The organism is Kandleria sp. (assembly GCF_017934775.1).
Lineage (GTDB): Bacteria > Bacillota_I > Bacilli_A > Erysipelotrichales > Coprobacillaceae > Kandleria > Kandleria vitulina.
On the sequence record NZ_JAGBIX010000085.1, the window covers coordinates 1 to 24,536 of the forward strand.

General features: G+C 35.6%; 20 protein-coding genes. 3 read left to right on the forward strand and 17 right to left on the reverse strand.

The genetic code is table 11. The features are described from left to right. Positions 1-189 precede the first annotated feature (189 nt). Genes lgt through J6L95_RS09165 form a run of 6 tightly spaced genes read right to left on the reverse strand, consistent with a single transcriptional unit; the run spans position 190 to position 9,474 of the window. Positions 190-993 carry a prolipoprotein diacylglyceryl transferase gene (gene lgt, locus J6L95_RS09140; protein WP_074624593.1) on the reverse strand — a complete coding sequence of 268 codons (804 nt, stop codon included), beginning with the start codon at positions 991-993 and terminating at the stop codon, positions 190-192. A gap of 2 nt (positions 994-995) precedes the next feature. Then, positions 996-1,931: an HPr(Ser) kinase/phosphatase gene (hprK, locus tag J6L95_RS09145; RefSeq protein WP_029069871.1), complete on the reverse strand. Its 936-nt coding sequence runs from the start codon at positions 1,929-1,931 to the stop codon at positions 996-998. A 9-nt stretch (positions 1,932-1,940) separates the two neighbouring features. Then, entirely contained in the window at positions 1,941-4,763 is a 2,823-nt protein-coding gene (uvrA, locus tag J6L95_RS09150; RefSeq protein WP_031589327.1) for an excinuclease ABC subunit UvrA, read from the reverse strand. After that, positions 4,750-6,093 (reverse strand): CCA tRNA nucleotidyltransferase, encoded by a 1,344-nt coding sequence (locus J6L95_RS09155; protein WP_287458906.1) that lies wholly within the window; start codon positions 6,091-6,093, stop codon positions 4,750-4,752. The genes uvrA and J6L95_RS09155 overlap by 14 nt, the downstream gene beginning before the upstream one ends. Next, the gene (gene uvrB / locus J6L95_RS09160) at positions 6,083-8,056 is read right to left on the reverse strand and encodes an excinuclease ABC subunit UvrB (RefSeq protein WP_287458907.1); all 1,974 of its coding nucleotides are present in this window, start codon (positions 8,054-8,056) and stop codon (positions 6,083-6,085) included. Before uvrB ends, J6L95_RS09155 begins: the two co-directional genes overlap by 11 nt. A gap of 11 nt (positions 8,057-8,067) precedes the next feature. After that, entirely contained in the window at positions 8,068-9,474 is a 1,407-nt protein-coding gene (locus J6L95_RS09165; protein WP_287458908.1) for a S41 family peptidase, read from the reverse strand. A 275-nt stretch (positions 9,475-9,749) separates the two neighbouring features. Here J6L95_RS09165 and J6L95_RS09170 point away from each other — a divergent pair, with 275 nt between their 5' ends. Beyond that, positions 9,750-10,265, forward strand: coding sequence for a phage tail tip lysozyme (locus J6L95_RS09170; RefSeq protein WP_287458909.1), 516 nt, complete (start codon positions 9,750-9,752; stop codon positions 10,263-10,265). 84 nt (positions 10,266-10,349) lie between these two features. Here J6L95_RS09170 and gap read toward each other — a convergent pair whose 3' ends face one another. The 6 genes from gap to J6L95_RS09200 form a co-directional block, all read right to left on the reverse strand. After that, entirely contained in the window at positions 10,350-11,360 is a 1,011-nt protein-coding gene (gap, locus tag J6L95_RS09175; protein WP_029069865.1) for a type I glyceraldehyde-3-phosphate dehydrogenase, read from the reverse strand. Positions 11,361-11,604: 244 nt separating this feature from the next. Beyond that, positions 11,605-11,937, reverse strand: a complete 333-nt coding sequence (gene rpoE, locus J6L95_RS09180) for a DNA-directed RNA polymerase subunit delta (RefSeq protein ID WP_029069864.1) — start codon at positions 11,935-11,937, stop codon at positions 11,605-11,607. Between the two features lie 11 nt (positions 11,938-11,948). Further along, on the reverse strand, positions 11,949-13,610 hold the full coding sequence (gene argS, locus J6L95_RS09185; protein WP_029072557.1) for an arginine--tRNA ligase: 1,662 nt from the start codon (positions 13,608-13,610) through the stop codon (positions 11,949-11,951). Positions 13,611-13,685: 75 nt separating this feature from the next. After that, positions 13,686-15,203: a cardiolipin synthase gene (cls, locus tag J6L95_RS09190; RefSeq protein ID WP_287458911.1), complete on the reverse strand. Its 1,518-nt coding sequence runs from the start codon at positions 15,201-15,203 to the stop codon at positions 13,686-13,688. Further along, positions 15,200-15,583: a YwiB family protein gene (locus tag J6L95_RS09195; RefSeq protein ID WP_287458912.1), complete on the reverse strand. Its 384-nt coding sequence runs from the start codon at positions 15,581-15,583 to the stop codon at positions 15,200-15,202. Before J6L95_RS09195 ends, cls begins: the two co-directional genes overlap by 4 nt. Next, complete coding sequence (locus J6L95_RS09200) at positions 15,561-16,835, reverse strand: HD domain-containing protein (protein WP_287458913.1); 1,275 nt, start codon at positions 16,833-16,835, stop codon at positions 15,561-15,563. Before J6L95_RS09200 ends, J6L95_RS09195 begins: the two co-directional genes overlap by 23 nt. Positions 16,836-16,919: 84 nt before the next feature. Here J6L95_RS09200 and J6L95_RS09205 point away from each other — a divergent pair, with 84 nt between their 5' ends. Further along, positions 16,920-17,735, forward strand: coding sequence for a purine-nucleoside phosphorylase (locus J6L95_RS09205; RefSeq protein WP_287458914.1), 816 nt, complete (start codon positions 16,920-16,922; stop codon positions 17,733-17,735). Positions 17,736-17,780: 45 nt separating this feature from the next. Here the strand turns inward: J6L95_RS09205 and J6L95_RS09210 are convergent, their stop codons facing one another. From J6L95_RS09210 to J6L95_RS09230, 5 genes are all read right to left on the reverse strand, one after another. Beyond that, positions 17,781-20,735 carry an EAL domain-containing protein gene (locus J6L95_RS09210; protein ID WP_287458915.1) on the reverse strand — a complete coding sequence of 985 codons (2,955 nt, stop codon included), beginning with the start codon at positions 20,733-20,735 and terminating at the stop codon, positions 17,781-17,783. Positions 20,736-20,785: 50 nt separating this feature from the next. Further along, a complete protein-coding gene (locus tag J6L95_RS09215; RefSeq protein WP_287458916.1) occupies positions 20,786-21,607 on the reverse strand; it encodes a diguanylate cyclase domain-containing protein in 822 nt (273 codons plus the stop codon). A gap of 146 nt (positions 21,608-21,753) precedes the next feature. Next, a complete protein-coding gene (locus J6L95_RS09220; protein ID WP_287458917.1) occupies positions 21,754-22,281 on the reverse strand; it encodes a hypothetical protein in 528 nt (175 codons plus the stop codon). A 228-nt stretch (positions 22,282-22,509) separates the two neighbouring features. Then, on the reverse strand, positions 22,510-22,803 hold the full coding sequence (locus tag J6L95_RS09225; RefSeq protein WP_287458918.1) for a Dabb family protein: 294 nt from the start codon (positions 22,801-22,803) through the stop codon (positions 22,510-22,512). Positions 22,804-22,848: 45 nt separating this feature from the next. Beyond that, positions 22,849-23,556, reverse strand: a complete 708-nt coding sequence (locus tag J6L95_RS09230) for an HAD family hydrolase (protein WP_287458919.1) — start codon at positions 23,554-23,556, stop codon at positions 22,849-22,851. Positions 23,557-23,767: 211 nt separating this feature from the next. Here J6L95_RS09230 and J6L95_RS09235 point away from each other — a divergent pair, with 211 nt between their 5' ends. Continuing rightward, positions 23,768-24,391, forward strand: a complete 624-nt coding sequence (locus J6L95_RS09235; protein ID WP_287458920.1) for a hypothetical protein — start codon at positions 23,768-23,770, stop codon at positions 24,389-24,391. Positions 24,392-24,536 lie beyond the last annotated feature (145 nt).

Here is a 24,536-nt window from a genome sequence, read left to right on the forward strand (position 1 = left end):
TACGGTAAGATGCATACAGCTTTCTCCTTTCTAAAGACTCGGAAATAGGATTTCCTGTATGTATATTATACCATATATTTTAACCGCCATTTATCCCACGGCCTAAAGGCACGTGGGTTTTCTGTCGGGAACTTTATAAAGCATATGATTTTTATTACAATCAATGAAAGAAGACTTCCATCAAAATAACTATTCATCTACTTGCTTATCCTCTCTTTTAAAGTGAATATAGAGTATTCCTGCTATACCACATACAATGAAAATCAATGAGATGATCTGAGCCATTCTTAATGACCCAAGCATCAATGAGTCAGTTCGCATTCCTTCTACAAAGAATCGAACAATCCCATAACCTACAAAATAAGAGAAAAACTGTATTCCATTCTTTTTTGATATTCTCTTTACTACCAGAATGATCAACAAGAACAAAATGACATTTCCTACTGATTCATAAAGAAACGTAGGATGATGATAAGCACCTTCAATATACATGTGATCAACAATAAATGAAGGAAGATGAAGTCCCTTCAAGAAAGAAAGAGATACTTCTCCACCAAAGGCTTCCTGGTTAAAGAAATTCCCCCATCGTCCACATGCCTGAGCAATAAGTACTCCTGGCATAATAGCATCACCGGCTACAAAGAAATCTATTTGATGTTTCTTAAAATAGTAGACACTATAAATAAGTCCTGTGAAAAGACCTCCCTGTATTGCCAATCCTCCATGCCATATCGCAATGATATCTTCTGGATGACTAGCATAAAGCTCTTTCCACATGAAGATCACATACCAGATACGAGCACCAATAATGCCAGTAACCATTACGCCAAAGAAATAGTCAGATAAAATGTTAGGCGCGTATCCTAATTTCTTGAATCTATATCTTCCTAATTGATATGCAAATAAAGCACCAAGGAGGATGCATACCGCATAATAGCGAATATTAAATCCTCCTATGGATACTAAAGTATGAAAGTCTGGAAATAGCTTCATGACTATTCCCCTTTCATCTTAATATTTTTCATGATTCTATTAACAAATTCTTTACTTGAATCAAAGCCATCAGCCTTAAGCTGCATGTTCATGACTGCTGATTCAATAATAACTGACATACTACGTCCACCTGTAACTGGAACAACAATCTTTGGAATAGGGACATTTAAGATTTCTTCTGTCACATCGTCTTCTTCTACACCAATACGTGTGTATTCTCTTGATGGTAACCAACGATCAAGCTGGATAATCAAGTCTACATTATCTTTCGCAAGACATGAGCCAATTCCAAACATCTTTGATACATCAATGACACCAATTCCTCTGATTTCTAGAAGGTTGTTCAATACAGCAGGAGCTTTACCTACAATATGTTGTCCGACATGATAAAGTTCAACAGCGTCATCCGCAATAAGCTGATGTCCTCTTTTGACTAGTTCAAGGGCAATTTCTGATTTTCCAATCCCACTATCTCCACGAATGATAACACCTTTACCATAAATATTTAAGAATACCCCATGAATCAATGTTTCAGGTGCTAGCTTCTCATCCAATTTAGACTGAAGATCAATCGAAACACGTCCAGTTGGCATATTTGTCTCAAATATTGGGAAATTTCTCTTAATAGCAATATTTCTTAAGATATCTGCACATTTATATCCTTTACATACAATAATGCATGGTGTTTCATCATTGACTAACTTAGAGAAACAAGCTAACTGTGCTTCTCTTGTCATTTCATCAATAAATGCATTTTCTTTTTCTCCAAGAAGAATAATTCTTCTGAAGTCACTGTGCTTAAAGAATCCAGCCAATTCGAAGCCTGGTCTATTTGTATCAGCTACAAATACTTCTCTTTCAAGAGAGCTTTCATCACCAGAAATCTGTACGAATGTAGACTGTGGTAAAAGATCCTTTAATTTAACTGATTTTGCCATAATGCCTCCTTATAATAAGTCCTTAAGGAACTGTCCAGTACGACTTTCTTCACATTTTGCGACTTTTTCAGGTGTTCCCGATACTACAATTGTACCACCTGCGTCTCCGCCTTCCAACCCTAAATCGATAATGTGATCCGCAACTTTTATGACATCGAGGTTATGTTCAATAATGAGAACGGTGTCACCGTTATCTACTATTTTATTTAATACTTCTATAAGTCTTGCCACATCATCACTATGTAAACCTGTTGTTGGTTCATCGAGAATATAAAGGGTCTTTCCAGTTGCACGCTTCTGTAGTTCAGACGCTAATTTAACACGCTGAGCTTCTCCACCTGACAAGGTTGTAGCTGATTGACCAAGTTTAATGTAGCCAAGTCCCACATCATAAAGTGCTTTTAACTTATTATAAATACGAGGAAGATTTTCAAAGAAAGACAATGATTCTTCCACAGTCATTTCTAATACATCATAGATATTCTTATCTTTAAATGTTACCTGAAGTGTCTCTTCGTTATAACGTTTTCCACCACATTCTTCACATGGCACATACACATCTGGCAAGAAGTGCATTGAAATACGTTTTACACCATCACCCTGACACGCTTCACAGCGTCCTCCTTTGACATTGAAAGAGAAACGTCCTTTATCGTATCCGCGCATCTTGGCTTCCTGTGTTTTCGCAAAGAGATCTCTGATATCATCAAAGACGCCTGTATATGTTACCGGATTAGAACGTGGTGTTCTTCCAATTGGTTCCTGAGATACTTCAATGACCTTATCGACATTCTCAATACCTCTTATTTCTCTATGGGCACCTACACGATCTTTAGAATGATAGATTTTTTCTCTTAATCCTCTACAAAGAATATCATTAACCAATGTAGATTTACCTGAACCTGATACACCAGTTACGACAATCATCTTTCCAAGCGGGAACTTCACATTAATATTCTTTAAATTATGTTCCTTAGCTCCCCTTACTTCAAGGAATAATCCGTTACCTTTTCGTCTTTTCTTAGGTACTTCAATTCTTTTTGTACCTGCAAGATACTGTCCAGTAATAGAGTTAGGATTATTCATGACTTCCTGTGGTGTCCCACATGCGACAACCTGTCCACCATGAACACCAGCTCCTGGTCCGATGTCTACAATATAATCAGATTCTCTCATTGTTTCTTCATCATGTTCAACGACAAGCACACTGTTTCCAAGATCTCTCATCTCACAAAGAGTGCGAATGAGCTTTTCATTATCGCGCTGGTGAAGACCGATTGATGGTTCATCTAAAACATAAAGAACACCAGTAAGACGTGAACCAATCTGTGTAGCTAAACGGATACGCTGAGCTTCTCCACCAGATAACCCACCAGCATGTCTTGCTAAAGTAAGATATCCTAATCCTACATTCTGCAAGAATGTCAATCGATCTTTGATTTCTTTTACAATCAATCTTGAAATCTTTTCTTCCATGATAGAAAGCTTCAATGAAGAAATCCATGCTAAAGCATCATTAATAGATTTATTTGTTAAATCATAAATAGATAATCCATCAACCTTAACTGATAAGACCATCTCATTTAAACGTGCACCACCACAAGTAGGACATGTCTGTTCACGCATAAATGAAGAGTACCATTCCTTGGCCCAAGAAGAATTTGTTTCTTCATATCTTCTTGCAATTAAGGTTTTTACCCCTTCAATATACTGCGTTGCACGTGAGATATTTCCTGAAGAAGAAACTGTCTCATATGAAATAGGTTTATCTGATCCAATAAAGATAATCTTTAATTCTTTCTTAGTAAAATCTTTAAGTGGCTTATCTAAATCAATATGATAAGCTTCACATAGCTTAAGGAATTTTTGCCATTCTAATCGATCAGTTCCTACTGCTGTCTTAAAATAGCGCAATCCTCCCTGGTTAATACTTAAAGACCAATCAGGTACAAGCAGATTATCATCTACAACACTTTTAGTACCTAATCCTTTACAATCAGGACAGGCTCCTAATGGGTTGTTAAATGAGAAAAGACGTGGTTCAAGCTTTGGTACACTGAATCCACAAATAGGACAAGCCTGATTTTCTGAGAACAGCTTTTCTGTTTTCTTTGTAAGATTCTCTACAATACATTCTCCACCTGCTAATTTTAATGCCGTTTCTAATGAATCAGAGAGACGTGAACGATATCCTTCTTTTTTGATAATACGATCCACAACTACATCGATCGTATGTTTTTTATTTTTTTCTAAGACTATATCTTCATCAAGAGTAAACATCTCTCCATCCACCTTGACTCTGACAAAGCCTTCTTTTCTAAGCTTCTCAAAAAGGTCCTTATGTGTCCCCTTCTGATTCATAGCCATTCTTGCTAATACCTGAAGCTTATCTCTTTCATCGTATTGATCAACAATGTCGCACATCTGCTTAATTGTTTGTGCTTCAATACGAATATTATGATGAGGACAATACGCATGTCCAATACGCGCATATAACAATCTTAAATAATCATAGATTTCCGTAACAGTTCCAACTGTAGAACGTGGGTTATTGGATGTTGTCTTCTGATCAATCGCAATAGCTGGTGAAAGTCCCTCAATACTATCGACGTCAGGTTTCTCCATTCCCCCAAGGAACTGTCGTGCATAGGCACTTAACGATTCTACATATCGTCTTTGCCCTTCCGCATAGATTGTATCAAATGCCAAGGACGTCTTTCCGCTACCTGATAACCCTGTTAAGATAACAAGTTTATTTTTAGGAATCTCTATGTCAATATTCTTCAAATTGTTTTCCCTTGCCCCTTTAATGACAATCTTATCTGAATTCATGCAATAGTCTCCTTAATATACTTTCTTTCTTCATACCCTGAAGCTGCCATTCATAGGCCTGACGCAAAATATCACCGTATTGACGATGATCCTCTATCGGCAATGCCAATAGATCTTTCCCACTCACAAGTGCCTCTTCTGCATGATCTCCATACGAAGACACATATTCCTCTAATCTTTCATTAATAAATGCCATATCTTGAATGGCACATCTTCCTGTTCCCGCTTTATCACATCGCGAAAACCAGACCAAATCATTTAATGGGAAGATGCCATCAATCTTCTTTAATAATCTTTTATAGACAATTGGTCGAGAATGATCATAGAAGATCTTCATCAGTTCCATATGAACAAGAATCATCATTTTCACATAAGCACGAAGCTTCTTATTCTTAATGATCTTCACATCCTTAAAAACATCCACTCCTGCTTCATGATGACCAATAGCTCTTCCATCTTCTGTTGTCACTAACGGCTTTCCAATATCATGCAACAAAGCCGACCACATAAATGCGAGCGGCCAGCTGGTTTCCCCTTTAACTTCAGCTGCATGATCCAATACTAGCATCGTGTGATTCCAGACATTTCCTTCAGGATGATAATCAGGTCTTTGATGGGTATGAATCAATGCTTCTAAATAAGAAGGCAAAACCCCAACATCCTTTAGAAATGTCATGCCTAATGAAGGAAAATCTCCCATGAGAATCTTGACATATTCCTCATAGATTCTCTCTTCACTTAAATACTTTACTTTTTCTTTCATGTTCTTACATATTGTCTTAGTACGTTCACTTGCTTCAAGATGAAATCTTGATATAAAAGATGCTCCTCTATATAAACGTAAAGGATCTTCTTGAAAAGATTTTTCATCAATGACTTCTAAACGTTTGTCCATGAGATCATCATAGCCATGAAAGAAATCAAATAATTGTTTTGTCTTATAGTCAACCATCATCGCATTGATGGTAAAGTCTCTTCGTCTTGCAGCTTTTTCTAATGGAAGTTCACTATCGATAATGATATCGAAGTCCTGATGGCCACTTCCTCTGCTTTTTTCCTGTCTTGGTAAAGCAAATTCACAGTGTTGCAACAAATCCAGATGAACAACCGCAAATGATGCCCCAAAGGTTTCTACATGTCCAAAACGTGAAAGTATCTCACAGAGCTTATCATAGGATAGATGAAAGACTTCTACATCGATATCTTTTGATTCTCTTTTTAATAAGGTATCTCTTACAATACCCCCTACAAAAAAGAGCTGTCCTCCTTCTGATACAATTGCATCAAAGACTTCTTTTTCTTTTTCACTGATGGGAATATTAACCTGCATTTTTTATCTCCTCTATCGCATCACGCAGTTCCATTGCACGTTCAAAATCAAGGACTTTAGCTGCTTCACGCATCTGTTTTTCAAGTTCCGCAATCAGTTCACCCTTAGCCTTCTTGCTTACTTTCTTGCCACGCTTAACAAGCTTGCTGGCATCTTCTTGAACTTCCTGTCCTCTAATTGCATCACGAATTTCTTTCTTGATTGTCTGTGGCACAATATGATGCTCTTCATTATAAGCAATCTGAATCTTACGACGGCGTGATGTTTCATCAATAGCGGCTCTCATTGAATCTGTCATACGGTCTGCATACATAATGACTTTCCCATTCGCATTTCTTGCAGCACGTCCGATGGTCTGAATCAATGATCGAGAATTACGTAAGAATCCTTCCTTATCCGCATCAAGAATACAGACAAGCGATACTTCTGGAAGGTCAAGTCCTTCTCGTAAAAGATTGATACCAACAAGGACATCATATTTACCTAATCGAAGATCTCTTAATATTTCCGTACGTTCCAAGGTTTTTGTATCTGAGTGAATATATGCAACCTTGAAGCCATATTCTTTAAGATAATCAGTTAAATCCTCAGCCATACGTTTTGTAAGGGTCGTAATAAGAACACGTTCATCCTTCTCGATACGTTCTTCTATTTCACTGATAATATCATCAATCTGCCCTTCAATAGGACGAACATCCACAATCGGATCAAGAAGACCAGTAGGACGAATAATCTGTTCAACCACTTCACCCTTCGTACTTTCGAGTTCATAATCACCCGGTGTCGCAGACACAAATATAGCTTCCGGGATAAGCTTTTCAAATTCTTCAAAACGTAAGGGTCGGTTATCAAGGGCCGAAGGCAATCTGAATCCATATTCTACCAATGTCTCCTTACGACTGCGGTCTCCGTTGTACATTCCTCGAATCTGCGGCAACATGACATGGGATTCATCTACGATGATAAGAAAATCATCGGGGAAATAATCCAAGAGCGTATAAGGTCTCTGTCCTGGTTTTCTGCCGTCAATATGACGAGAGTAGTTCTCAATTCCGGGACATATGCCTACTTCTCTAAGCATCTCTATATCATGTCTGGTGCGCTGATCGAGGCGTTCATATTCTAGAGGTTTCTCTTCTTCTTTATAATAAGCAAGACGATCCTCTAATTCCTCAGAAATCGTCTGGCAGGCACGCTGCATCTTTTCAGCACTTGTAACATAGTCATCTGCTGGATAGATGGTGTACGTATTATAAGATGCAAGCAGTTTTCCTGTTAATGGATCCACTTCACAAATACGATCGACTTCGTCTCCAAATAATTCTATACGAATGATATAGGCTTCAGAGTGTCCTGGTACGATTTCGATTGTATCTCCACGTACTCTGAATGTTCCTTTAATCTGATCCATATCGTTTCTTGTATATTGTCTGTCTACCAAGAATGTCAACAGTTCTTTTCTGTCGATGATCTGACCTACTCTTAATGAGAAGATCATCTCTTTATATTGTTCTGGATTACCTAAACCGTAAATAGAGGCTACCGAAGATACGACTATCGTATCTTCTCTTTCAATTAGAGAGTTCATTGCGGCACTTCTAAGCATCTCTATTTCATAGTTGGTTTGTGCTTCTTTATCAATATAGGTATCACTTGATGGAATATAGGCTTCTGGCTGGTAGAAATCGAAGTTTGAAATAAAATATTCTACTCTATTATTAGGAAAGAATTCCTTTAATTCTGAATAAAGCTGTCCGGCCAGTGTTTTATTATGTGATAGTACAAGCGTCGGTTTATTGACCTGAGCAATCACATTGGCAAACGTAAATGTCTTACCAGTCCCTGTTCCACCTAGTAGAACCTGTGTTTTCTTTTTATTCTTTACCCCTTCTACAAGCTCTCTGATCGCTTCAGGCTGGTCACCCATAGGGGCAAAATCAGATACGAGCTCAAATTTTTTCATAATGCATCCTCCTATTTAAGCATGGATAAAGCTTTACTGTAGATGGGATCATAGCTCTTTGTACCAACTGCGTAAACATAAGCACTTAACAAATGATAATAGCTTTCCTGATCATAGTTTCCAGACTCTTTAAGATGTTCTTTTTTCTGGAATGCTTTTAAAGCATTTTGCGCATCCTTAGAAAAATAGCCATCCGTACGTCCTGGCTTATAGCCCAATGCATCTAACATGACTTCCATTGTTTTAATATAATCATTCAGCTGATCAAAATGATATGTAGCTGGTACTTTTTCTAGCTGTAGTTTGGCAAGTGGTGCATCACTTATTACTACATTTGGGACAATGCCCACCTTATTGATGGACGTTCCATCCGGTGTCAGCCATTTGGCATAAGTGTATTTTAAGACACCACCGTTAGCTAATGGCATTTCTACTTGTACAGTCCCTTTACCATATGTCTTCTCACCAACAATTGTGTAATTATTATTTTTCTTTAAAGATGAAGCCATAATCTCACTGGCAGATGCACTCATATTATTAACAAGAATTAATCCCTGTTCAAACTGATAATGATCATCTGTCGCATCTTTCACCTTAGTTACTTTTCCATTTTTTGTTTTTGTCATATAAAGTACAGTGTCTTTTTTATTTAATAAAGCAAGACATTCTTCTGCCGCATCGACATATCCTCCCCCATTATCTCGTAAATCAATAATGAGTGATTTCACGTTATTCTTCTTAAAAGAGGCAAGAGCCTTCTCAAACAATGAACTTGTAGCTGTACCAAACGTATTGATATCCACATATCCACAACGATGTCCATTGATATCCTTAATTCCATAATTAAGACTTGAATCCAATGATGAACGTTCAACATGAAGCACCATTCTCTTGCCGCCACGCAGTACCGTTAAAGAAACAGCTGTTCCCTTTTCACCACGGATAGCCTTGCCAATTTCTGAAGATGATTTATTATTAATTGAAATGCCAGCCACCTCAATAATAAGATCACCAGGCTGAACTTTTCCTTTTAAAGCTGGCGTATCAGGATAGACTGTAGTCACAATCGCTCCTTCTTTAGTTGTTAAATAATCAATACCAATACCATCATAGTCACCATCGACAGTATCCTGAAAAGAATCAAATTCTGATTTTGTCATATAGCTTGTATGAGGATCACCTGCACCAAGTACTAATCCTTTAGATAGACGTTCAAGTAAAGATGTATTTTCATTGGTTGTATCATAAAACTGATTATTCATTGCATTATAAAGCTGAAGCAGTGTGCGATTATTCAGCGAAGACTTTTCTGTTTCTTTATGAAAAAGAACGTATCCACCTCCGATGCCAAGAGCAAAACATAAAATACCAACAAGAAGGACAAATAGTGGCTTTATTCTTCTTTTTTTGCTTGCCATATACACAATAATCACCTCGTCTACTCATTTTATCATAATTGACTTAAATTTTATACAATGTTGCATAGAAATGAATTTATCCCCTTTATCTTATTTTCACCTTTTGTAAAAAAGCCACTTTTTCACTGTATATAAGCAATAAATTTTAATTTCTTAAGAAAATCTTAAGAAACAGTGTTGACTTCTCTTTCATTTATGGTATAGTAGCAAATGTATTCAAAAGTTAAGAAATTTTTAAGAATTACGTAAGAATTTCTTAAGGAAAGAGGATAGATATGAAGAAATTAATTAAGAAATTAACAATGTTCGCATTAGCTTTTATTATAATGGGTGGCGCATTTGCCATTAGCGCTGAAAACAGTGAAGCATTCGCTGCTACAAATAAAGCAAGAGTTTACGCTGAGTTAAAGGCATCAGGCTACAGCAAGGCTGCAGCTGCTGGAATCATGGCTAACATCAAGCATGAATCTAACTACAATCCAAACGCTGGACGTGGTGCTTATGGTTTAATTCAGTGGACTGGTTCAAGAAAGCGCGCATTAAAGAGATATGCTAAATCTAAGAAATTAAGCTACAAGTCAGTTAAAGCTCAGATCGGATATATGAACAAAGAGCTTAAGAGTGGATATAAAGGACTTTACAAACATCTTAAGACAGTAAAGAACAATAAATCTGGTGCTTATAAAGCAGCTCATAAGTTCTGTTATGATTTTGAAAGACCTGCCAATAAATCAAGTCGTTCAAAGAAACGTGGTAATACTGCTAAAAAGATTTATTCAAATCTAGCATAAGTAATAATCCTCCGGTTATCCGGAGGATTTTTTTATTGAGGTCAAAAAAGAACTCCCGAAGGAGTTCTTTTAGAATGTCTAGTATTATAATTCAGCGAAATACTTAATAGTTCTAACCATGTTAGAAGTGAATGAGTTTTCGTTATCATACCAAGATACAGTCTGAACTTCAGTATCACCATTTGGTAATTCGTTAACCATAGTCTGAGTAGCATCGAATAATGAACCATAAGTCATACCAACGATATCAGAAGATACGATTAAGTCTTCATTGTAACCGAATGATTCAGTCTGAGCTGCTTTCATAGCTGCGTTTACTTCTTCAACTGTTACTTTACCTTTAACTACAGAAGTTAATACAGTAGTTGATCCAGTAGGAACTGGTACACGCTGTGCAGAACCGATTAATTTACCTGCTAATTCAGGGATTACTAAACCGATAGCTTTTGCAGCACCTGTAGTGTTAGGAACGATGTTAACTGCACCTGCTCTTGCTCTTCTTAAGTCACCTTTTCTCTGAGGACCATCTAAGATCATCTGATCACCAGTGTAAGCATGAACTGTTAACATGATACCGCTCTGGATTGGAGCTAAATCATTTAATGCTTTAGCCATTGGAGCTAAGCAGTTTGTAGTACATGAAGCAGCAGAGATAATCTGATCTTCTTTAGTTAATGTTTCATTATTTGTGTTGAATACGATAGTCTTTAAATCGTTTCCAGCTGGAGCTGAGATAACAACTTTTTTAGCACCTGCTTTGATATGTGCAGAAGCTTTTTCTTTAGAAGTGTAGAAACCAGTACATTCTAATACTACGTCTACATCTAATTCACCCCAAGGTAATTCTTCAGCGTTTGGTTTAGCATAGATAGTGATTTCTTTACCATCTACAACGATTGAGTTTTCTTTAGCTTCTACTTTATCAGCTAAAGCATATTTACCCTGTGAAGAATCATACTTTAATAAATGAGCTAACATCTTTGGTGATGTTAAATCATTGATAGCTACGACTTCGTAACCTTCTGCACCAAACATCTGTCTGAATGCTAAACGACCAATACGGCCAAAACCATTAATTGCAACTTTTACTGCCATTTTATGACATTCCTCCTTAATTAATTTCTGCCCTTATTATAAGCCTTTGTGATTTATAAATCAACTTATAATAAAGTGTTTTCATTAATTTCATTTTCACGATTCATTTTATGCCCATTTCATGAAAATAATTTAATCTAAAATATTAAAAAATTACCATTATGAGAGCGCTTTCTCATGTGAAAAAATATTTTTTATTCTATGAAAAAAGTAAAAAATGTGCAGAATATTCTGCACATTATTATTAGTCATCTGAATATTTATCTTCGATAACTGAATCATCCTGATCATCTTCGTCAGATGCTTCTTCTTCGTTGTAGATATCGTTCATATCGATATGAACATCTTCAAACTTATGACGTACACGAAGATCCCATCTGTTTTCACCAGTAGTGATCATACGTCCATCTAATGTAATATTTGTATAGAAGTTTGATTCATTTTCATCAATTTCTTCTTCAGTAAACTGTTTCTTTTCACAGATGATTGACCATAATTCATAGAAATCAATTGGCTGTGTTCTTTCCTGCATAATCTGATAAGCAAGATCAACCATTGAGATTTGTGAGTAATCCATTATTAATCCTCCTACATTTTTTCTGGTGCGGATACACCAATGACATTTAAAGCGTTGGCAAGAGTGATTCTTGTAGCTTCACATAATGCCATTCTCTGCTGCGATAATTCTTTATTGGCTTCATCCAATACATGACAATCATTATAGAATGAATGGAATAATTGTGCAAGTTTCTGGATATAATTTGTAATTTTATGAGGTGCTCTTGTACGTGCTGCATCATTGATCACATTTCTGAATTCACCAATCTGCTTTAATAAATCTGTTTCTTTTGAATTAGTTAATAATTCATAGCTATCTGCTAAAACAAATCCTTTTTCGTTAGCACTTCTCATAATAGAGCACATTCTTGCATGTGCGTACTGTGCATAGTAAACAGGGTTTTCATTTGACTGAGATTTTGCTAAACCTAAATCAAATTCAAATGGTGTATTAGCTGCTTTTGATACGAAGAAGTATCTAGTGGCATCTACACCGATTTCTTCAATTAAGTCCTTGATTGTAACAGCGTTTCCTGTACGTTTGCTCATCTTGACAACTTCACCGTTTTCAACCATCTGGACAAGCTGCATAATATCAATATTAAGCTGATCTTTATTATAGCCTAATGCCTGAATAGCTGCTTTCATTCTGTTGATATAACCATGATGATCTGCTCCAAGTAAGTCTACAAGATAATCATACCCTCTATTAAGCTTGTTTCTATGATAAGCAATATCAGGTGTGAAGTATGTATAGCTTCCATCTTTCTTGATTAAGACTCTGTCCTTATCATCTTCGAAGTCAGTTGTTCTAAACCATAAGGCACCATCTTCTTCATAAAGATAACCTTTTTCTCTTAGTTCATCGATAACTGGCTGAATCATTTCTTCATTATATAATCTTGTTTCAGAGAACCATACATCAAATGATACTCTGAATTCTTTTAGAATATCCTTGATCTTCTGTAATTCATGAGCAGTTCCTAATTCTCTAAAGTAAGAGATAGCTTCTTCTTCTGATAAGTTTACATACTTATCTCCTGCTTCTTCTTTTACCTTTAATGCAATATCTTTAATATCCTGTCCGAAGTATCCATCTTCAGGCATAGCTCTTTCTATATCAAATAAAGCAAGATAACGGCTGTATAATGATAAAGCTAAGTTTGTGATCTGCTTACCGGCATCATTAATATAATATTCTCTTGTCACATCATAACCTGCCTTGCTCATGATACGACAGATTGAATCACCGACAGCAGCACCTTTGGCATGTCCTAAATGAAGATCACCAGTTGGGTTGGCAGAAACAAATTCAACATCATATTTGATACCTTTCCCAAAATCTGTTGATCCATAGTTTTCTTTTTCTGATAAGACTTCTTTAATTATTGATGTTAACGCATCATTTTTCATAAAGAAGTTGATAAATCCAGGACCAGCCATTTCAATTTTTTCTACCTTTGCGTCTTCTAAAGAGAAAGCATCCATGATTGCCTGAGCAATTTCTCTTGGATTTCTATGTAGAACTCTAGTTAGCTGCATAGCGATATTTGTAGAATAATCGCCATGAGATTTATCTTTTGGAATTTCAATATTGATAGACGATGCATCATATTCTTCTAATAAAGATGATGATACAATCGCATTCTTTAAATGTTCTTGTAAAGTAGCTTCAATCTTATTAGCAGCCATTTTATCTCTCCTTTTCTCGTTTTTTAACCTTTAATACCATATCATATTTCATGTTGGTGTCAATGTTTTTTTCATCTACAGCAACGGAGAAATGAGCCTTAAGAACGCTTCAATTATGCCTACCTTATAATGCCAAGTCTCTTCGATTGTCATTCTTTGACTCACATACTCAAGATTCTTGAAATCCTGGTATATGGCATCTATACAATGACACTGATAAAGTAAGGTGTTACATTCAAAATGCAAATAGAGTGAACGGTAATCAAAGTTAATAGTTCCCACAGTCGCAATCTTGCGATCGACCATCATCACTTTAGCGTGAAGGAATCCTGGTGTATATTCATATACTTCAATCCCTGCCTTGATAAGCTGATAGTAATAGCTTCTTGTTACACGAAAGACCAATCGCTTATCGGGAATATGTGGGGTAAAGACTTTTACTCTTACGCCATTTTTAGCGGCTAAGGTTAATGATTTTAACATAGTATCATCAATGATGAAATAGGGGGTCATTATCATTATTTCACGCGATGCGTGGGTAATCAGGTTTAAGTAGACATTTTCTCCTACCCATTCATCATCCAATGGTTCATCACCATAAGGAAGAACATAGCCATTTCCCTTAAATGGTTCAGGATGATGAACATGCGGTCGAAATGCATCCACATCTTCCTCTAGGTCTGGATAATAGGCATAGAATGTCGATAAGAACATTGTCGTCAAGGACCAGACCGCATCCCCTTCAAGACGTATGCCCGTATCTTTCCAATGTCCAAAACGTTCTTTCGCATTGATATATTCATCAGCGATATTGAATCCACCAGAATAGCCAATATAGCCATCAATCACACAGATCTTACGGTGATCACGGTGGTTCTGACTGATTGAAAACAGCGGTACAAAACGATTGAACGCCACACATTTAATTCCCCATGACTGTAATTTCTGCTTAAATCTAAATGGAATCGTTGATACTGAGCCAAAGTCATCGTAGATAAAACGTACATCCACGCCTTCCTTGACTTTCTCTCTTAATATTTCAAAGATTGTATCAAACATCAATCCCTTTGATACTATATAGTATTCCATAAAGATAAAGTGTTTCGCATTTCTTAAATCCGCCAACATATCTCTATAATTATAATCTCCTAAAGAATAATAGATCGTATCCGTATTCTTATAAATAGGAAAATGCTGGGAGATAAGATAATCTAAAGAAATAGTTTTCTTATTAATAATAGTCTTTTTAATCTGTTCATCCTGATGACGCAAAGCATTCATCTTCTCAATACCGGGAAGCAGTTTATTTCTAAGTAAAAAACTTGGTCGCTTGTTTCCGATAAGAATATAAAGCAGTCCGCCTATATCAGGTAAAACAAGTATCGCGATAATCCACGCTATCTTGTAATTCGTATTTTCATCCTTAGAGACAAGATAGATAGCCATGCTATAGGAAAGGATAATGAAGAAGAGGTGAATAAGCTGATTGTATTCTACAAGACGATAGGCCACAAATAATAAATAGATAGCCTGAAATAAAATAATTGTCATGTAGATAACTAATCTACTTAAAAAGATTTTTAATAGCTTCATGCGTCAACGCCTGGCTCTTGCATACGTACATAAAGGAAAACACGTGCGACATGCGCTTCCCCTTGATAAAGATGGTAGATAAAACGCAAAGTATCTTTTGTATGATTTAAGCTTTCCACTTCACTAACAAGTGGAATCTCACCCTGTATTGTCTTATAGTGATTTAAGATACGTTCACCTTTTTTAAATCTTAACAATGATTGATTATGCATAAGTCTTACATTTTCATCATCATAAGAAATACGCATCTCTCCATCTTTTGTACTCATGCGAATCTGGTGCTCTTCTTCTTTAATATAAGTACCTAACTCAATATATTCTATTTTATCCTTTTGTCCTCCGTAATCGAAAAGACTCTTATAATAAATCTTTTTTCTCATAATATTCCTCTACCTGTGGTTTCAATTCTTTCACAAAGAAGATCTTTTCATCTTCTTTTTCTTTAGCATGCAATATTGCATTTACTATTTCTGATTTATCTGGCAATGTCACAATTGTTCCATCTTCTTCTAGAATCTCAATATCCATGATATTGTTTCCTAATTCAAAATGACGATATGGTACATTTTTTGTAAAATCACTAGCAACATAGTATCGTGAATCATATCCTTCTTTATCAGATAAAGCCTTAATTTCTGCAATATCTTCTTTATGATGATATGTTCTATATTTAAGAAGATGACGATCCATATATCTTGTACAAAGATCTCTTAAAATAGCATCTTTTTCTTTCTTGAAATATGTAAAATACGTCAACATCATATTTTCATCGACATCTTCATATTGTTCAACACTAAAATCACCCTTTAACAATGGTTCAAGATAATCGATTGCGACATGAAAAGAATACCCTTCTTCATAAAGATCCCTAATACGTCTAATAATCGCATATAACAGCTGTTCGTGTGATCTTGCAGTAGGATGATAATATACCTGCCAATACATATGATATCGTGCAAGAATGTAGTCTTCTATTGCCTGTACACCTGATTCCTTAAAGACAATACGATCATCAACGATACGTAGTGTTCGTAAAATACGTGACATATCAAATTGTCCATATGTTACACCACATGCGTATGAGTCTCTTAATAAATAATCCATACGGTCGCTATCACACTGACTTGAGACCATCTGTACAAGCATTGGCTTTCCTTTATGTTCTATTATATTAGCCACATCTTCAGGTAAATCTGGATGAATGTCCCTTAAAATGTCACCTACTTCTGTTTCTTTAATAATCTTCACAGTCATTTCTTCATGATTAGTACGCATAGCCGACTCAAATGAATGAGAAAATGGTCCATGCCCAATATCATGAAGTAGTCCAGCACACATAACTGTCAGTTTTTCATAATCATTGATATGATCTTTTACCTGTTCAAGATTAATGATATTTCTAACAATCTCATATACACCTAAACTGTGTACAAAACGAGAATGTTCAGCAGTAGGAAAAACCATATAAGTTCCACCAAGCTGTTTAATACGACGCAATCTTTGCATCTGTGGGGTATTGATCAGTTTCCATATTGGAGTATGTTCTACACGTACATAACCATGAATGACATCTCTAAATACTTTACTGTCAAATAATTTCACATCATCTAATCGAAAATCTTCTTTACGCATACTGATCACTCCTTTTGTACATTCTATCATTTTCTCTATTAGCTGCCAAATAGAATAAGCTATAATAAAGATGAGGTGATAGAAATGCATGAACATTGGATTTTTGAAGCAAAAGATTATATTGACTCTTATCTAGATGATCCTGTTGATGTCGCAATCATATTAGGATCAGGTCTAGGATCATTTACTGATCACATGAAAGAACTCAAAGAGATTCCTTATGAGGAGATTCCCCATTTTCCTACTTCAACTGTTGAAGGACACGAAGGAAAACTGATTGTCGGAAAGATTGGGGATAAGAACGTTCTTATTATGAAAGGTCACACCCATTACTATGAAGGGCACGACACATCACTTATTACCATTCCTATTCGCGTCTTTTCATCATTGTCAATTAAAACATTAATTATCACAAATGCCTGCGGTGGCATTCGTGACGATCTCACACCAGGTTCACTTTGCGCATTAGAAGATCACATAAGCTTTTTTGCCCCATCACCACTTCGTGGCAAGAACCTTTCTGACTTTGGTCCACGTTTCCCTGATATGAGCGATGTCTACTCTTCCCGTTTAAGAGAGCACGCCATCAAGTGTGCAAAAGAGCTTGATATTGATCTTAAGACTGGCATCTATGCTTTCTTTGCTGGTCCTCAATTTGAAACGCCTGCAGAGATTCGCGCATTTAGAACACTTGGTGCTGATGTAGTGGGCATGTCCACAATCCCAGAGGCCATTGTGGCTAAACATTGTGGCATGGAGACTTTGGCTATTTCTCTTATTACCAATAGAGCAGCCGGTCTTTCTAAGAGCACGCTTAGTCATGAGGACGTGCAAAAAACTGCTGGTAAGGTACAGAAAGATTTTGTTTCTTTATTAAAAAATATTATTGAAACTCTCTAACGTATTAAAAAAACCACGGAGCTGATCGTAGTCAGCTCCGTTTTTTTAACTCTCTTTATTGAGTTTCTTTGTATAGACAAGCACAAAATTTCTTCCTTTAATAGGCATCGCTCTTGCAATGACAACGTGTGTCGCACCATTATAAATGATCTTTGCACATTCTTCATGTGTAATCAGTGCTTTTTTTGCAATACAAGATGAGCAAGGATGATCTTTCTCAAAGAACTCGTAACAACGCTTTTCAACTTCTTTTAATTTGTAGTCTTCTAATAGGTATGTCTTATAAGAATCGACATCTACACATCTTACAACATCAAATATTTCCTGATATTTATTCATTTCTTCCGCAATCTTCTGTTTTACATCATCGTCTTCTTGAATTGAATAATTCTTAGAAGCACGCTGCTGAGCAAGTCTATAAGCAAGTTCCATATCATTTGTTTCACTAAATGCACATACACCAATATTAAATCGCAATGTAAAACTGATACGATCAACTTGGGTAACTGTAGAAACATGCGCAAGGAGTTCTCTCTTGACTTTGACCATATCTTCCTTATTTTCAAACTGCTTCAACACAACGAATTTCCCCATTCCGATATAGCCGACAACTCCAGTTACTCCAATATATTTAGAAATCTGTTCTCCTACATTTTGAAGCATGTGTGTTAGTACTTCTCTTCCGTGCAGCTGATTGTAGTAGGTTATATTAAGAACATTAATATAGACAATCATAAACTCCTGATTTCTTAATTGATAGCCTTCAATGTAATACATACTATTAGACATGACGCCATTCCAATTAAGCATGCCTGTCTCAGAATCACGAATTCCTAAGCTCTTGATAATATCTGTACGTTTTTTTTCATCAGTGGTATCCACAAAGTATCCCAGTAATCCAACAATCTTTCCATCATTATATACTGGCATCTTGCTTGCCGCGATTTCTCTGTTTTCACCTTTACACAAACATTTGCCGGGTACATTTCTTGTTCGTTCTCCTTTTTGAAGAACTCTTATTTCATCGTTCATAAATGGATCTGGATCCACATGCCAGCCCATTTCTTCATCATTTTTACCAACAATGTCATCCATTGACTTGATGCCATAATAGTCTCTAAACATCTTATTGACACCTACAAAGCGACGGTTTGTGTCTTTCCAGAACAATCCTGCTGGCACCTGATCTTTAAGTGTATTCCACAAAGCTTCTTCAGTAAGTCCAGGATCTTTACTATCTGAATATCCATAGAAATTAAGGTATGTATTTTTCTTGCTTTCATCTAGTGGTCTAATAGAGAAAATCACTTCATCCTTATTATTGGCATAGGATAATTCAAAAATTCTCCACTTATATTCCATACTCGATTCCGCATAGCGGAATGCCTCTGAAACGACATGAGTTTTCTCAAGTCTTGTATTAATATCTTCAAAATTCATAAACTCAATGAATCGATCTCTATCATCTATGTAGATCATAGTTTTTACAGTCTTATCAATCAGCTGTGTTAAATTACTAATATTGTTTTCCTTCTTAAGTCCCACATGAGTATAGATTGTTTCAACCGCATTATTCTTTAAATTAACCTTATAAACCTGATCAAAGAGTGCATAAATTGTCTGCTTTGTCTCATCAAGTCGTATATTTCGTAAGAACGAGTATTCTTTTGATAAGTTTCTTACAGACATGAGATATGCCTTACGATCTTTAGCAACCGCGATATTCTTATAACGCAATACAATAAGATTATTTCCATTGATATAATCCATACTTGTTTCTTCTCCGTATTCAAGAGAATCCAAGGCTTCCTGCACTCTTTTGGCTGTGGAAGTTATTTGATCTTCAATTCTTCTTTTTAATTCCTCTTCCGTTTCAATTCCTATAGAAACCAATTCATTCAAAAAAAACTTATTGGTATAAAGAAGATCTACTTTATTGTCCTTTTGTTGTAATATTCCAATTGGAACATTAGTCATATGTAATCTTTCATCTCCAAATGGATCATTTGAGAGCGGATTAATTTTACCAATATCTTTATAGTAGTAACGTTGATTTTGATCCTCAATATCAGCTTCACCACGGATGACTTTATTCATAATATCGTCCATCGGCTCAGGTTTACCAAAGTAATACCCTTGAATCTTTTCACAGCCAATATCCTTCAAGAAATCAAAATGTTCTTTTGTCTCTACACCTTCAGCTAAAGTATGAATACCTAAAGCTTTAGCCATATTAACCACGAATTCAATAATGGTCTTAGAACGTTCTGAGAAGTTTCTCAAGAAAAGCATATCAATCTTTAGTGTATCAACCTTGTAGTCTTTTAAGACATTAAGTGAAGAATAGCCACTACCAAAATCATCAAGCCAAACCAGATAACCTGCATTATTGAACTTTTTAATCTGTTCTTTCATATAGTCCTGATTATTACTTAATAAAGATTCAGTAACTTCAATCTGGAACAATTCTCTTGGCAAATTAACCTTTTCTAATTTACGATCAATTCTTTCCAATAGACCAGCAGATTCAAAATCAAGTATAGAAAAATTAATGCTGACAGGAACTGCTGGTGCCTTATCGACATAGTAGGCATATTTCTCACATATACAATCCACCACATAATCACTCAGCTTTGTAATCAGATGATAGCGTTCAAGCACACCAATAAAGACATCCGGTCTGATCATGCCAAACTGTGGATCGTCCCATCTTGAGAGCACCTCAAAGCCACAGATGCTTTGAGACAGCGTTCTAATGACTGGCTGGAAATAGATCTTGATCCATTTCTTTTGTAATGCTTCATCAATATGATCGACAATATATTGTTCTAGTCTGATCATAGAATCCATTTCACTATTGAAATAGTTGAAATGGACATTATATTTACGTTTAATCGCATCGCAAGCAATCTTAGCCTTATCACAGGCAACCATAATGTTCTTGCTGGCAAGATGATCCACACGATAAATACCAGCTTTTAGTGTAATATACTTTGCCAAAAATTGTGTCGCGATACTTTCAATTTTCTCTTCGACTCCCTTTTCATATGTCAATACGAGGAAGTGATCTTCCGCAAATCGGGAAACCAGTCGATTAGGGAATGTTTTTTAAGTTCAGCGCCAAGTTCTCGAATCAATTCATTTCCTGCTTCAAAGCCGTAATTTTCATTATAAGCTTTAAAGTTTTCAATATTAAAATAGATAATGACCTTTTTAAGTTCCTTCGTGAATTCTGTATTGATAATTCTCTTTGAATACTTGATAAAAGCATCCATATTCATAAGACCAGTCAAAGGATCTTTTTGAACATCTTTTTGAAATCCTAAAAGGTGCTTCAAATCTTCGATATGATCATCCACATAATAAAAATCGTTTTCAAAAGCAATACGTTGCTTCTCTTTACATTTATTCAACATATTATCAATGGTGTTTTCATCATTGACAGTACCTTCAGAAACACCTACAAATACTTTTAATTGAGGTTTAGATAAAGAGAATTTGAATGAAGTAATAAAGTTTCTATACTCTTCTAACTTATCAATGAAATGCCATGCTTCATTAAAATGTTCAGTTACAACCAAGAAACCATCCAATCCTACACGGAAAACATGATTATCTCCAAAGTAATCTACGAGTATATAACCTGCCACATGAAGAACTTCATCACAGACAGCGTATCCTTTAACACCAAGCAGATAGCTCAATCCATATATACGAATATACGCGACACGAACATACTTATTCTTAAACAATTTTTCATATTGACTAATATAAGCAATTTTTATTGTCCCAGTCTGCTCATCATGACGTTCTTCCCATTGAAGCTGATCCCGGATTTCTTCAATTGTAAAACCTTGTTTCTTCTCTTTCATAGTCATTCCCTCTCATAATATTAAGGTAACATATATACAATTTATTTACTATAATTTGATGATTTTGAAAAAAATAAAACACGCCTGAGCGTGTTTTATTTATATAAGGTAATAAGTCATTAACCATCCACTTGTGTTTAAATAGACTACTTCCTAATAAAATCCATGTTTTTTTGTTCCTCCACAAACCTGAGAATCTTATAATAGGCTCTTTTATCACGTGAATTGCTTTTCCAATTTCCTCGGATATCTGTCAGTTCAGATAGAACACTATATGTTACTGGGAGACTATATACTAGATCCCAGTTTTTAAGCAGATAATCATAGATACGAAGGAGTGTATCACTGATGTCATCCTCATTCTTTAATTCTTTAGAAAGTTTTGTTGCTTCATCATCTTCTGATCTGTCTCCTTCTTTTCTTATTGTCCTTAGTTCTTGGCCAACCCCTTCCAATTTGTTTTGAAGATATCCTGTTTCTTTACTGTATAACGGTTCTCCATAGCGCTTTTCCTGTTCCCTCGCAAACTGTACTAGTGGCAGCAAGTTATCATACTTTGCGAAACCTTTAAGACCTAACTTGTTTTTGTCAAATTGCTTATTTAGATCCTTGCAGATTGAGAATTCTCCCCGTAATTCATTTTTATTCAATATCTTCCCAAAAATGTGCTTCAATTAAGTTATTTCCTTTCATGATGATAGAATTGTGCTGAAATGCGATTATATGCAGTTGTAATGTAATCAATTGTAAATCATCAGTATTGTGGTGTCGTTATCACTTCTCCTTTCATTTTGAATATCAATATATTATAAATACATTTTAATACATATTAATTTAAAAATTAAGCATTTAGATCTTCATCACAAAAGAAAAAACATCGCTTACGCGATGTTTAAAAATGACTAAGCTTCATAGTCCATACAAACACGACTGCATGTATAAGGACGTACTTTTGTATTAGCGATTGCGACATGTTCTGGATGAACTGCATATCCCTTTAATGATTCTTCATCTTCAAAAGTAGTAATTAATAATGCATCCGCATTTGAAGATTCAAGACAATCAATCTGTACATGAATATCAATCATGCCAGGAATCTTTCCCTGAAGACTTTCAAGACCTTCCTTGATTCCTTTTTTGATTTCTTCTGTCTTATATTCTTCAGCTAACTGCCATAAAATAATGTGTTTTACCATCTTTGTTTCCTCCATGTCTATAATAATAAATATCTGTACTCATGTCTAGAGAAGAGAAGCTTCAAGTTCTTCTACTGTATCTACAATATGAATGTTTTCATACTGTTCAAGAAAAACTCTTTTTCTAAAGCCCCAGGATACTGACACACAATCCATCTTTGCATTCTTTGCACTTTGGATATCTATTTCTGAATCGCCGATGTAAACTGCTTCTTCTTTATTGACATGAAGTTCTGCTAGGCAAGATTCAATCATATCTGGAGCCGGTTTTCTTCTGACTCCTTCTTTTTCTCCAATGACAAAATCAAAGTAGCCTTCAAATTGATCTTTTACAAGTTCCATTACTGCATCATTTTGTTTATTAGAAACAACCGCAAGCTTGACTCCTTTTTTTCTTAGCGTCTTTAATAAAGACAAGATTCCCTCATATGGTCCAGTCTTGATTTTACAGTGTTCTTTATAATATGGTCTAAAGATTTTCTGGATATCATCAATCTCATCACTTTCTTTAACTGATGAATCTGCAGTCCCCACCTTGACAAGTTCCTCTTCACTCATTCCTTCTTCATAAGCAATAGCTCTCATCATGGCTACCTTCACACCACTGCCAAAAAACTGTTTTACTTCTTCTACACTGTAATTATGTCTATGACCAGCATTTTTCATCGCATAATTTAATGCGGAAGTCAGGTCTTCGATAGTATTAAGAATTGTGCCATCCATATCAAAAATAGCTGCTCTATACATGTCCATACCTCTTTTCTAGCTGTCATTATAGTGTATTTCTTAATAAAAGAAAACATCCTAAATAATTTCATTACAGGAAAAACTCTTTACATATCGAAATAAATTGTGTATATTAAGAAAAACTTAAGAATTACTTAAGAAGTAGTTAAGAAATATGTAAGAACTGCTTAAGAATTATGAAAGGTATTCTTAAGAATTAAAAAAGGAGACCCACTGTATGAAGAAATTATTTAGTAAGTCGCTTTTAAAAATTGTTATGATGATGACATTGGCACTAGGATTAAGTGCACTTTCAATAGATCAGGCAGCTGCCAAAACAAGTAATCAGGAAATCGCTCTTCCTATTACTCATACCTTAGATGCAGCTACAAAAACAGCTTCTCGTAAGGTTAAGATTGCTCATAAGGCAATGCAGATGGCCAAATATAAGAAGTATACTGTTAAAAATGGTGTTAAGTTCTATACTTACTTTAAAGCAGAAAATGTATCAGACATTGAAAATAGTGAAACATATAAGGCTGTTCAGTCTGTAAGAACTACTAATTCAAGATTAACTAAATCAGCTGGTGCTATTACTGGTCCTAATGGTAAGGAAACATATTACAACTTAAATATGAACGGTGTTGTTCGTATTATGAGAAACCATGGTAATACTGATAAGTATTGGGTAAGAAGTGATGGTGTTAAGATGCTTGGTAACTATGTTATGGTTGCAGCTGATCAAGCAAGAAGACCACTTGGTTCTATCTATGAAACATCTTTAGGATTAGGTATTGTATGTGATACAGGTTCATTTGTATCAAGCAACCATAATCAGACAGATATTGCGACAAATTGGTAAAAAGAAAGGGGCTGACCCAGTAAAGTGATTTATGGATAATCACTGAGCTGGACCAGCTCTTTTTTTCTTTCTTTGACTCCCTACAGCCAGATAAAATCTGTTTACGGGCATTTAGACATAAAAAAACACCCATTTTTGGGCGCAA